At 70.1% G+C, this 12,164-nt stretch carries 10 protein-coding genes; 5 read left to right on the top strand and 5 right to left on the bottom strand.

Annotated features, from left to right (window positions below; genetic code table 11):
• Window position 1: 1 nt before the first annotated feature.
• The 4 genes from FJ091_02735 to FJ091_02720 all read right to left on the bottom strand — a co-directional run bounded on the left by FJ091_02735 (window position 2) and on the right by FJ091_02720 (window position 3,380).
• A complete protein-coding gene (locus tag FJ091_02735; GenBank protein ID MBM4382265.1) occupies window positions 2-352 on the bottom strand; it encodes a hypothetical protein in 351 nt (116 codons plus the stop codon).
• Window positions 349-789, bottom strand: a complete 441-nt coding sequence (locus FJ091_02730; protein MBM4382264.1) for a hypothetical protein — start codon at window positions 787-789, stop codon at window positions 349-351. The genes FJ091_02735 and FJ091_02730 overlap by 4 nt, the downstream gene beginning before the upstream one ends.
• A complete protein-coding gene (sdhB, locus tag FJ091_02725) occupies window positions 789-1,532 on the bottom strand; it encodes a succinate dehydrogenase iron-sulfur subunit (protein MBM4382263.1) in 744 nt (247 codons plus the stop codon). The genes FJ091_02730 and sdhB overlap by 1 nt, the downstream gene beginning before the upstream one ends.
• A 120-nt stretch (window positions 1,533-1,652) precedes the next feature.
• Window positions 1,653-3,380 carry an FAD-binding protein gene (locus FJ091_02720; protein MBM4382262.1) on the bottom strand — a complete coding sequence of 576 codons (1,728 nt, stop codon included), beginning with the start codon at window positions 3,378-3,380 and terminating at the stop codon, window positions 1,653-1,655.
• Between the two features lie 2,028 nt (window positions 3,381-5,408).
• On the opposite strand from FJ091_02720, the gene FJ091_02715 reads away from it, so the two are divergent.
• The 5 genes from FJ091_02715 (at window position 5,409) to FJ091_02695 (ending at window position 11,122) form a co-directional block, all read left to right on the top strand.
• On the top strand, window positions 5,409-7,190 hold the full coding sequence (locus FJ091_02715) for a DegT/DnrJ/EryC1/StrS family aminotransferase (protein ID MBM4382261.1): 1,782 nt from the start codon (window positions 5,409-5,411) through the stop codon (window positions 7,188-7,190).
• Window positions 7,191-7,795: 605 nt separating this feature from the next.
• Window positions 7,796-9,712, top strand: a complete 1,917-nt coding sequence (locus FJ091_02710; GenBank protein ID MBM4382260.1) for a RecQ family ATP-dependent DNA helicase — start codon at window positions 7,796-7,798, stop codon at window positions 9,710-9,712.
• A complete protein-coding gene (locus FJ091_02705) occupies window positions 9,709-10,119 on the top strand; it encodes an NYN domain-containing protein (GenBank protein ID MBM4382259.1) in 411 nt (136 codons plus the stop codon). The genes FJ091_02710 and FJ091_02705 overlap by 4 nt, the downstream gene beginning before the upstream one ends.
• A complete protein-coding gene (locus FJ091_02700) occupies window positions 10,116-10,475 on the top strand; it encodes a GFA family protein (GenBank protein ID MBM4382258.1) in 360 nt (119 codons plus the stop codon). The genes FJ091_02705 and FJ091_02700 overlap by 4 nt, the downstream gene beginning before the upstream one ends.
• A gap of 107 nt (window positions 10,476-10,582) precedes the next feature.
• Window positions 10,583-11,122 (top strand): O-acetyl-ADP-ribose deacetylase, encoded by a 540-nt coding sequence (locus tag FJ091_02695; GenBank protein ID MBM4382257.1) that lies wholly within the window; start codon window positions 10,583-10,585, stop codon window positions 11,120-11,122.
• A 14-nt stretch (window positions 11,123-11,136) separates the two neighbouring features.
• On the opposite strand, the gene FJ091_02690 is transcribed toward FJ091_02695, so the two are convergent.
• Complete coding sequence (locus FJ091_02690; GenBank protein MBM4382256.1) at window positions 11,137-12,096, bottom strand: D-glycerate dehydrogenase; 960 nt, start codon at window positions 12,094-12,096, stop codon at window positions 11,137-11,139.
• Window positions 12,097-12,164 lie beyond the last annotated feature (68 nt).

Raw genomic sequence — 12,164 nt, 5'->3', positions numbered from 1 at the left:
CTTACAGCGTGACGACCGCGACGATCGCCGCGACGCTGCCGCCGAGCGCGAGCAGGTAGAGCAGTCCGCCGACGATGCCGTCCGTCTTCAACCCGCCGAAGTCGATCCACACGTGGCGCAGGTGGTGGACGCCGCCCCAGAGCGGCAGCGCCATCGCGGCGACCGCGGCCAGCTTCGCGATCGGGTTCGAGAAGAACGCGTACATGCGGTCGTAGGAGTAGGCGGCCTCGTTGCCGATCAGGCCGAGGCCGACGGTCGCGATGAACGCGGGCAGCACGAAGCCGCCCACCATCATGCCCGCGCCGAAGAGCAGCCAGATCAAGGGCTCGAGCTTGAGCATCAGCGCTTTCATCCGAGCACGCCTCCGAGAATCACCGCGACGGCGAGGTTGAGCACGACGAACGCGCCGAGCAGGCCGGTGAGCAGGACCGCGTCCGGCGGGCGCTTGAACGGCCCGAGCCGGTACGGCTGCGTCTTCGGGAACAGGCGGAAGAAGCGCACCGTGAACCAGATCAGCGCGACGAGCGCGATCCAGAAGTACGCCCGATAGGCGCCGCCTTGGATGCGCGACATGAACGCTTCGTACTTTGCCTGGCCGCCGCCGAGCGCCATCACGAACTCGATCGCGATCAGCGAGGTGAACAGCAGGAACGCGCCGCAGCTGCCGAACAACAGGTACGGCCCGTAGTTGCCGCCGAACGGGAAGCGATCCGGCGGACGCGGATCGGCGGTGCGGGTCGCGCCTTCTTTCTTCGGGCGCATCGCGTCGAGGCGCGGTCTCGCGTGCATCACTTGCCTCCTCGCGGGACGACGAAGCTCTTGGCCCAGTCGAGCACGTTGTTGAGCTTCGCCTGCTGGATCGCCGCCGACGGATCGACGTGCTTCGGGCAGACCTCGCTGCACTCGTTCGCGTACGAGCACGAGAACACGCCACCGTCGTCGCGGAAGATCTCGTTGCGCTCACGCGCGCCTTCGTCGCGCGTGTCCTGGTTGTACCGGTGCCCGATCGCGATCGCGGCGGGCCCGAGGAAGTCCGGCTCGTTCGAGACGACGGGGCATGCCGAGTAACAGAGCATGCAGTTGATGCACATGCTGAACTGCTTGAAGTCGGCGAGCTCGTCGGGCGACTGCTTGGTCGGGCCGGCTTCCACCGCCCGCTCCTTCGCCACCATGATCCAAGGCTTCACCTTCTTGAACTTGTCCATGAAGCCTTCGAGCTCGACGACGAGGTCCTTCACCACGGGGAAACTCGCGAGCGGCGTGACCTCGATGACGTCGCCGTAGGCCGAGATCGGATCCTTGCAGGTGAGCTTCGGCTTGCCGTTCACGTTCATGCCGCAGCTGCCGCAAACCGCCATCCGGCACGACCAGCGGTGCGAGAGCGTCGGGTCGACGTGGTCTTTGATCTGATTCAGCGCGTCGAGAACCTTCGCGTCGTCCTCGATCGAGATCTCGTACTTCTGCGTGCGCGGCGCTTGATCCTTGTCGGGATCGAAGCGCGTAACGATCAGAGTCTTCTTCACTTGCGCCATCTGTTGCGATTCTCCGTTCGCCTTCGGCTCACCGCGCGCCGACTGCGGCGCTTTGCGCCGCTGGCCGGCTTGCGGCTTCCCGAGCTGCTTTCGATCGGTGCATCGAGATCCCGGCCTCGCCTAATACTTCCGCTCTTCCGGCACCCACACGCCCATCGTCACGGGCTTCGTGGCGAAGCGCGGGGCGTTCCCGCCGTAATAAACCAGCGAGTGGTGCAGGAAGCTCGCGTCGTCGCGCTTCGGGAAGTCGCGCCGTGCGTGGGCGCCGCGCGACTCCTTGCGCTGCGCGGCGGCCGTCGCGACGGCCTCGGCGCAGTCGAGCAGGTTCGAGAGCTCGAGCGCGGTCGTGAGCTCGGTGTTGAACACCTTGCTCGTGTCGCTGAGGCTCACCTGCTCGTAGCGGCGCTTCAGCTCCGCGATGTCGCGCACCGCTTTGTCCATCGTGTCCTGCATGCGGTAGACGCCGAGGCCGGCCTCCATCGCGGCGTTCATGTCGTGGCGGATGCCCGCGAGCGTCTCGCTGCCGCGCTTCCTCGCGCGCAGCGCGTCGAGTCGCGCGCCCTCGGTCTTCACCTGCTCGAGCAGCGGCGCCTCGCTGAGCGCGACGCCGCCCTTCGCGCGCGCCACCGCATGGCGCCCCGAGCGCGCGCCGAACACCAAGCACTCGGTGAGCGAGTTCGAGCCGAGACGGTTTGCGCCGTTGATCGAGACGCAGGCCGTCTCGCCCGCGGCATACAGGCCGCCGACGATCGTCTCGCCGTCGATGTTCACGTCGACGCCGCCCATCATGTAGTGGAGCACCGGGCGGATCGGAATCGGCTGCGTCACCGGGTCGGTGTTCGCGTAGGTGCGCGCGAGCTCGAGCACGAACGGCAGGCGCGCCTCGAGCTTCTCCTTGCCGATGTGGCGCAGGTCGAGATTCGCGTACTTGCCGATCTTGCCCGGCACCTCGATGCCGCGGCCCGCCTCGATCTCGAGAATGATCGCGCGCGAGATCATGTCGCGCGGGCCGAGCTCCGCCTTGGTGCCGACGCCGTAGTCGCGCGTCGTGAGAAAGCGCTCGCCCTCGGAGTTGATCAGGTAGCCGCCCTCGCCGCGTGAGGCTTCGGTGATCAGGATGCCCGTGCCCGGCAGGCCCGTCGGGTGGTACTGCACGAACTCCATGTCTTTGAGCGCGACGCCCTCGCGATACGCGATCGCCATGCCGTCGCCGGTCTTGATGTTCCCGTTCGTGGTGAACGGCCAGATCTTCCCGGCCCCGCCCGTCGTGATGATCACCGAGCGCCCGAGCACGGCCTTCATCTTGCCCGTGCGCATGTCGAGCGCCGCGACGCCGCCGCACTTGCCGCCGTCCACTAACAACTTCGTCACGAAGTGTTCGTCGTAGCGGACGATGCGGTCGTACTTCATCGAGGTCTGGAACAGCGTGTGCAGCATGTGGAAACCGACCTTGTCGGTCGCGTACCACGTGCGCGGCGTCTGCATCCCGCCGAACGGGCGCGCGGACACGCTGCCGTCGGCGTTGCGGCTCCACGGGCAGCCCCAATGCTCGAGCAGCGTCAGCTCCTTGGGCGCTTCCTGCACGAAGTACTGGATCGTGTCCTGGTCGCCGAGGAAGTCCGAGCCCTTCACCGTGTCGAAGGCGTGCTTCTCGAGACTGTCGTCCTTCGAGCTGGGCGGCACCGCCGCCGCGCCGCCTTCCGCGGACACGGTGTGGCTGCGCATCGGATAGACCTTCGAAACCAGAGCGACGCTGATCGTCGGATCGGCCTGGCAGGCAGCGATCGCGGCCCGCAGGCCCGCAGCACCGCCGCCGACGATCACGACGTCATGGCGTACGACATCCACCAAAGCGCATCCCTCCCAGGGCGAAGAAGGCGCACTGTGTAGCCAAGCGAGGTGGGCGAATCGAGGCGAAGCGTCTCGAAATTCAGGCGTGCCAAGTACGCGCCGTCGCTCGGAAAATCACTCGCGCCGTCTTCACGAGAGCGGATCGCACGGCGCCACTCCGCTCGGCCACTCGTTCGCCTCGGACGCGTCGCACAGCCCGTTGTCGGTGCAGAAGTTCACGAGCTTCCCGCCCGGCGTGAAGAAGGTCGTCAGCTGCGCGACCGAGGCGGGAATGAAGCCGCGGCGGCCGTGCGGGTCGCACTTCGACTGCTGCACTTGGTCGTTGAAGATCGGCGGGATGAACGGCGTGTGTTGCGGGTTGTCAGGGTCGAACGAGCCGGTGGAGTAGACGACGTAGCCGGAGTCTTGCGCGCCCGTCAGGTCGGGTTGGCCGGGCAGATCGCGCATCACCGAGCCCGGTAGCGAGCCGAGGCGGAGCGTGCGGCCGAGCAGCTGCGAGCCGAGGTTCGAGACTTGGTGGTCGTAGAGCGCCACGGTCGCGAGCACTTGCTTCACGTTCGTGTTCGGCAGCGGGTTGCGCGTGACGTGCGTCGCGTAGCCCGCCGGCTCGCCGCGCACCCAGAGCTCGTGCTGGAGGCCGAGGCCGATCGACTGATCCATCGCGTCGCGATTCAAGAGCGTGATCAGCTGCTCGAACTGGATGAACGGCGTCGCGCGATGGAGCAGGAGCGAGAAGTTGATCGCTGGGACGTCGACGTTGAGCTTGTCCACGTCGGGAGTCAGCGCCGCGAACATCGTGCCCATGATGCCGCCGAGACTCGCGCCGAAGTAGTACGGCTTCAGCGACGTGTCGATCGCGCCGCCGCCCGCCGGCAGCTGGAATGCCGGATCTCCGTTGAAGGCGCCCGTCGCGAGCAGGCGCGTGAGGATCAGCGTGTTGAGCTGGCCCTGGCGCAGGCGATCGGGCAGCGCGGGGAAGAGTGAGGGGTCGACGATCAGCTGGTAGATGAACGTGGTGTCGAGCTGACCCGCGACGTCGGGCCCGGACAACCCGCTCCAGTTCGTCGCGACCGAGATGAAGTCGAAGTTGGTGAGCTCGCGCGCGGCCGTGAGCGAGCTCACCGTGCTGACGCCGGTGCCGAACAGGCCGTGGCCGATCACGAGGCCCGGCAGCGCCGCGCCGTTGCGGAACGCGGTGCACGGAATCGCAGCGCCGAAGGGCGCCTGCGTCGTGCCCTGCGCGAGCGGCGCGCCCTCGGGCGTACGGCGCATTAACGTGGGCGTGCTCGCGGCGGTGAACGGATCGCCCTGCAGATAGAGCGGCACCTCGAACGTGCCCTGGATGCGGCGCCACGTCGCGAGGTTCGGATCTGCGCAGCCGGGGTTCACGTCGGTCACGCTCGTCACGCTGAACGGCGGCGTGCCCGCGCCGAGCTGCGCGTCGAGCCACGCGAAGCCCTCGCGCCGCATGCGCAGCATGTCGCGCGTGAGCGAGTGGTCGCTCATCACCACGAAGTCGAAGGCGAGGATCAGCTCTTCGCGCGCGACGCCGAAACGCGCGAGGCGCTCGAACACGGGCGCGAGCTGCTCCGCGCGCTGCGTCACCGCCGCGATCGTGCTCGGGCGGCGGTCGCGAATCGCCGCGAACGCGGGCTCCGCCTGCACCGGCGCGCCGCTCGCGTTCACGAGATTGCGCACCGCGACGAGGTAGCGGCGCCCAGGCACGAGGCTCTCGCCCGCGCGCAAGAACGTGAGCACGCGCGACTTGTTACGAGCGCGCGAGTCGTTCTCGATGAAGTGGTTGATGCGCTCGCCGGTCTCGGCGTCGAGCAGCAGCGTCGGGCTGTCGGCCTCGAGGCCGCGCGAGTCGTACGTGCGCGTCGCGGGATCGATGCGCGGCGCGTCCGAGAGCACGGGGTCGACACCGCCGGGGAAGTGCATCAGCACCTGTGCGGTGGGGCTGAAGCCGTCGTTCTGCGCGTAGTCACTCGGGTTCGGAGACGTTCCACCGAACTGCGGCAGGAGATGCGCGGGCGGCAGCTGAATGCGATAGCCAGTGCGCGTGCGCGCGCGCGTGAGGAAGCGCGAGTACGGGAACGGGAGCAGGCACGCGACGTCGTTCAGCACGTCGCACTCGTCGGGATTCGTCAGCGCGGCGAGCTCGAAGCGCGCGCTGCCGGAGAACTGCGCCTCGGGCAGCGCGAAGCTCGCCGCGAGGTCGTGCCAGCCGGCGGCGAGGCCCGCGAGCGTGCCGCTGACGCGCCCGTTCGCGAGCGCGAGATCGGGCGGCGCGACGGGTGCGCCGTCGAGCGTGAGCGTGAACTGCGCGAGCGAAGCGCCCGCGGGCGCCTCGATCTCGAACGCAAGGGGTGCGCCCGCGAGCGAGAGCTGATCCGCGCGTGGCGCGAGAAACGCGATCGGCTGCGGGCCGCAGTGGGTCGAGCCCATCAGGGCGCAGAACACGAGACCGAGGGCGACAAGGCGAAGCGCACGAATCGCGCGCGGCTGCAGCAGCACGGGGCACCTCCACGAAAGCGGGGCGCAGCCTACACCCGTCGGTGTCGGAAGTGCGCGCTGACGCCCAGTCCATCTCGAGCAGCGGCGCTCGCGTTCGCGAGAAATCCAGCGCGAACGCGCTCTCGCGCGCGAGAGCGCTTATCGTCCCACGACGATGGCCGACCCGATTCCGCAGCTCGACCTGAAGGCGCAGTACGAGGCGCTGCAGCACGAGCTCGGCGCCGCGATCCAGAAGGTGCTGAGCGAGCAGAAGTTCGTGCTCGGCCCGGAGGTCGCGCAGCTCGAGCGCGAGCTCGCCGCGTTTTGCGGCGCGCGGCACGCCGTCGCCTGCGCCTCGGGCTCGGACGCGCTGCTGCTCGCGCTGATGGCGCTCGATCTGCGCCCCGGCGACGCAGTTGCGTGCCCCGCCTACACGTTCTTCGCCACGGCGGGATCGATCGCGCGGCTCGGCCTGCGCATCGTGTTCACCGACGTCGACGCCGCCACCTTCAACATGACGCCGGAGACGCTCGCACGCGCGCTGCACGGCGCGCCTCGCGTCAAGGCCGTGATCACCGTGCATCTGTTCGGGCAAGCCTGCGCGCCGGACCTGATCACTGCGATCCGCGCGGCTGGCGCGCACGTGGTGCACGACGCCGCGCAGGCGATCGGCGCCGAAGACGCGAGCGGACGCCGCGTGGGCGGCGACGCGATCGCGTGCTTCAGCTTCTACCCCACGAAGAATCTCGGTTGTTACGGCGACGGCGGCGCGCTCACGACGAGCGACGCCGCGCAGGCCGAGCGGCTGCGCCGCCTGCGCGCTCACGGCGGCGCGCAGCAGTACGCGCACGACGAGGTCGGCATCAACTCGCGCCTCGACACGCTGCAAGCGGCCGTGCTGCGCGTGAAGCTGCCGCACCTCGCTGCGTGGAACGACGCGCGCGCGGTTCCGCGACGCGGGCGCCGCGGACTCGGGCGTGCCCCTCGCGGAGGGCGGACTGTCGCTGCGCACGCCCGCGCATCCCGCGCCGCCCGCGCCACGTGTGGAACCAATACGTCGTGCGCGTGCCCGCCGCGCGCCGCGACGCGCTGCGCGCGCACCTCACGAGCCTCGGTATCGGCACGAGCGTGTACTACCCGCGCCCGCTCCATCTCCAGCCCTGCTTCGCGGGCGGCGGGCAAGTCGCGAGCGCACTCCCCGTCGCCGAAGCGCTCGCGCGCGAGACACTCGCGCTGCCGATCTACCCCGAGCTCACGGGCGAGCAGATCGCGCGCGTGGCGAGCGAAGTCGTCGCGTTCCTGAAGCGGTAGCGAGAGCTGTTGGGGACGCGCGCTGCCGCTGAGCGATCTCGACCTGACGTTCATACCGGCAGGAACGACTGGCTACGACGACCTTCGGCGGAACGCGGTCGAGCTCGATTCGCGGAAATCCCGTGGTGCTCGCCTCCCTCGATGACGTGATTCGCTCGAAAGAGGCCGCCATCCCGCGCGGAAGTCGCGCGGTCCGACTGCGGGGTCTCTGCGCCGTTGTGACCGCCGCTGTCACACCGGGCTCGCAGACTCGTCTCGGTCCCTACCACCGAGGAGTACGCGATGGCGAGTGCGGTCTACGAGAACGAGCGGGCGACGCAGACGGTCCGATTGGCGAGCGTCGCTCCGCGCAGGCGGCGATTTCGGCGGCTCGATGATGCGAGCGCCCCGCGATGCCGAGCGCCGCGAGCCGCGCCGCGGTCGCGTGCACGGGGCCTCTGGCGCGGCGTCGGCGCGAGCGTCGCGATCGCGGGCGGATACGTCTCGCTGATGTCCGCTCTGCGCGCGCTCTTCACGATGACCTGACGCGAGCGCCGCCGAGCACGCCTACCATGGCGCCCGATGAGGGGCGAACGCGGCGAGACCGGCGCAGCGGGGCGCGCGCGATGACGCGCTCGCTCGAGTTGTTCGCGCGCGACGCTTCGCCTGCGGGCGCCGCGGAGCGGCTCGCCGCGCTGCGCGCGCTCGTGCTGCGCGTCTGGGGCTACGCCGAGCTGCGCCCGCATCAAGCCGAGGCGATGCTGGCCGCGCTCGCGGGGCGCGATTCGCTCGTCGTGCTCGCGACCGGCGGCGGGAAGAGCCTCTGTTATCAGGCGCCCGCGTTGCTGCGGAGCGGGCTCACCCTCGTGATCAGTCCCCTCATCTCGTTGATGCAGGACCAGATCGCCGGGCTCGTCGAGAGCGGCGTCGAAGCGGTGATGCTGACGAGCGCGCAAGACTTCGCGGCGAAGCGCGCGGCGCAGGCGAAGCTCGAGAGCGGCGCGGTGAAGCTGCTGTTCGTGGCGCCCGAGCGGCTCGTGATGCCCGGCTTTTTCGACGATCTCGCGAAGTACGGGCTCGCTTCGCTGGTGGTGGACGAGGCGCACTGCATCTCCCACTGGGGCCACGACTTCCGGCCCGAGTACCGCCGCATCGGCGAGCTGCGCGCGCTGCGGCCCGACGTACCGGTGCACGCGTTCACGGCCACCGCGACGCCGCAGGTGCGCCGCGACATCGCGCTGCAGCTCGGGCTGCGCGACCCGGTGGAGCTCGTCGGCGGCTTCGATCGCCCGAATCTCACGTACCGCTTCTCGCCGCGCGGCGACAGTGCGGCGCAGGTGTTAGGGGTGATCCGCCGCCACGCGGGCGAGGCCGGCATCGTGTACTGTCAGCGCCGCCGCGACGTCGACTCGCTCACCGCGTCGCTCGCGCGCGAGGGCGTGAAGTGCCTTCCCTATCACGCCGGCCTCGACGACGGCGTGCGCAAGCGAAACCAAGATCACTTCCTGTCCGAAGCGATCGACGTGATCGTGGCGACGGTCGCATTCGGCATGGGCATCGATCGACCGGACGTGCGCTTCGTGGTGCACGCGGCGATGCCGAAGGGCGTCGAGCAGTTCGCGCAGGAGACGGGGCGCGCGGGCCGCGACGGTCTCCCGAGCGAGTGCGTGATGCTCTACGCCGGCGCCGATTATTATGGTTGGCGTTCGCTCGCCGAACGCAGCGCGCAAGAGGCCGAGGCCGCCGGCGCGCCGGTCGACCCCGCAGAGCAAGCGCTCGCGCTCGAGCGCCTGAGCGAGATGTACGGCTTCGCCACGAGCGCGACGTGCCGGCACAGGTTCTTGGTCGAGCACTTCGGGCAAGCGTGGGCAGGCGATCCGGACGGCTGCGGCGCGTGCGACGTGTGCTTGAAAGAGCTCGCCGTGCACGCGGACTCGCAGCGCACCGCGCAGATGATCCTTTCCTGCGTCGCGCGCTGCGCGCAGCGTTACGGCGCGCAGCACGTCGCCGACGTTCTGCGCGGCGGCGACACCGAGCGCGTGCGCGCCGCCGGCCACGACAAGCTCTCGACGTTCGGGCTGCTGAAGGCCCATAACAACCGAGAAATCCGCCACTGGATCGACCAGCTCGTCGCGGCCGGGCACCTGCGCGTGGCCGATGGGCAATTCCCGACGCTCTCGCTCACCGAGTCCGGTGTGGAAGCGATGAAGGCGCGCGTGCCGGTGACGCTGTTCGCGCTGCCGCTCGCGCCCGCAAAGGCGAAGCGCACGCGCGCGCCGAGCGCGAGCGCCGACGCGACGCCCGACTACGACGACGCGCTCTTCCAGCGCCTGCGCGCACTGCGCCGCCGCCTCGCAGCCGAACGCGGCGTGCCGCCCTATCTCATCTTCGGCGACCGCACGCTGCAGGAGCTCGCCGCGGTGAAGCCTACGCGCGTTGAGCAGCTGCGCGGCATCCGCGGCATCGGCGAGGTGAAGCTGCGCGACCTCGGCGCAGTGTTCGCTGCGGAAATCGCTGCGGCGCTCGCGGAGAGCAGCGCTTGAACAGCGGAGCCGAGCTCGCGATCACGCTCTGGCTGGTCGACGGCTACAACGTGCTGCACGCGCACTTGTTACGGGGTCGCGACCGCAAAGCGTGGTGGAGCGAGGAGCGCCGCAAGCTCGTGGTGGCCGAGGCGGCGAAGCTCGCAGCGCGCGGCGAGCGCGTGTGTGTGGTGTTCGACGGCGCGCGACCCGCGGGCGAGAGCGAAGCGCCCGAGGATGCGCTCCTGCGCGTGGTGTTTGCGAAGGACGCGGACGAGTTCCTGCTCAAGGCGATGCGCGGCGCGGATGACCCGGGCGGCGTTGCAGTCGTTACGGGCGACCGGCCGGTGAAGGACCGCGCGCGGCGCTTCGGCGCGCAGGTCGTATCGCCGCGCGCGTGGCTCGAGCGCTGCAGGGTGGCCCCGTGAGGAGCGCCGAGCGCAGCGTGCGCGGGCGTTGTCACTGCGGCGCAATCCGCTTCGAGATTCGCTCCGACTTCGCCGAGCTGACGACGTGCGACTGCTCGATCTGCGCGATGAAGGGCGCGCTGATGGTGCGCGTCCACGAGTCCGCGTTCACGCTGCTCTCAGGCGAAGCCGAGCTCGCGACGTACCAGTTCCACACGCGCACCGCGAAGCATCACTTCTGCCGCGTGTGCGGGATCTACCCGTTCCACTGCAAGCGCGTGACGCCCGACTTCTACGGCGTGAACGTGCGCTGCCTCGAACACTTCGACGCGACGGGCATTCCGGTGCGCGCGACGGTGGGCGCAGCGATGCCGTGAGTGTCCGCGAGACAGGCGTGCCGCACGGGTGTCACTCGGCTCCGAGGTCGCGTCGCCGCGGACATGGTTGGCGCAGCGTGCGAACGTGGATCGGGCGGAGCGAACGAATGAACGCACGGCTGCGAGTGTTGCGGGCAGACATCACGACGCTCCGCGTCGATGCGATCGTGAACGCCGCGAACGAGCTGATGCTCGGAGGCGGCGGCGTCGACGGCGCGATCCATCGCGCGGCAGGCCGTGAGCTGCGCGACGCGTGCCGCAGCGTGCCCGAGCTGCGGCCCGGCGTGCGCTGCCCCACCGGCGAGTCGCGCATCACGCCCGCGTCCCGGCTGGCCGCGAAGTGGGTGATCCACACGGTCGGCCCGATCTGGCGCGGCGGCGGCGCGCGCGAAGCCGAGCTGCTCGGCGCTTGTTATCGGAGCTCGCTGCAGCTCGCGCTCGACCACCGCGTCGAGACGATCGCGTTCCCCGCGATCAGCTGCGGCGTCTATCGCTTTCCCGTGCGGCGCGCCGCTCAGATCGCGTCGAGCACGATCTCGCACGCACTCGCCCAGCACGAACAGCTCCGCGAAGTCACGCTCGTGGCGTTCGACGCCGCGATGGAGGAAGTGCTCAGCGCGGCGATCGAAGGCGATGGCGCCTGCTGAGCCCTGGAGCCTCCTCACGGATTCGCGCACCTCGGCATCACCTCCCCGCGCAGCGCCGCCACGAGGTTGCTCACGCACAGCTGCGCCATGCGCGCGCGTGTTTCGCGCGTGGCGCTGCCGATGTGCGGCGCGAGCACGAGGTTCGGCGCCGCGAGCAGCGGCGAGTCGGGAGGCAGCGGCTCGCGCGCGAACACGTCGAGCGCGGCGGCGGAGAGCTGACCGCTCGCGAGCGCTTCGCACAGCGCGCGCTCGTCCACGATCCCGCCGCGCGCGGTGTTCACCAGAATCGCGCCGCGCTTCATGCGCGCTAACGCCCGCGCGTCGAGGAGCCCGAGCGTCTCCGGCGTGCGCGCGACGTGCACGCTCACGACATCGGACTGCGCGAGCAGCGCGTCGAGCCCGCGCACGCTCTCGACGCCAGGCGCCCCGCGCCCACTGCGCGTCCAGCCGACCACGCGCATGCCGAAGCCGCGCGCACGCTGCGCGACCGCTGCACCGATCGCGCCGAGGCCGATCACGCCGAGCGTCGCGCCGGCCAGCTCCTTCCCCAAAAGCAAGCTCGGCTCCCACGGCTTCACCCAGCGCCCCGCGCGCACGAAGCGATCCGCCTCGGGAATGCGCCGCGCCGCCGCCAGCAAGAGCGCAAACGCGAGGTCCGCCGTCGCGTCGGTGAGCACGCCCGGCGTGTAACCCACGCGCACCCCGCGCGCGCTGCACGCCGCGACGTCGATGTGATCCACGCCCACCGAGCACGTCGACACGACGCGCAGCCGCGGCGCCGCCGCGAGCAGCTGCGCATCGACGCGATCCACCAGCGTGACGACCAGCCCCTCCGCTCGCGCCGCCTCCGCCAATAACAACTCCCGCGCCGGCGCATCCTCCCCATCCCAAACGCGCAGCTCCGCCACCGCCCGCAGCTCCTCCCAAGGCGCCCCCGGCAGCTCCCGCGTCGCAAACACGAACGGCCGACTCACCACCCCCGCACGCCTCCGTTTCCCATCTCCCTCTTCCCTCCCCAGCAAGCGGGATTCTCACAGAGCTG

The sequence above is a fragment of the Deltaproteobacteria bacterium genome (assembly GCA_016875395.1).
GTDB lineage: Bacteria > Myxococcota_A > UBA9160 > UBA9160 > UBA6930 > VGRF01.
The sequence above is the reverse complement of the archived record's forward strand: the minus strand, read 5'-3'. Positions and strand labels throughout refer to the sequence as shown.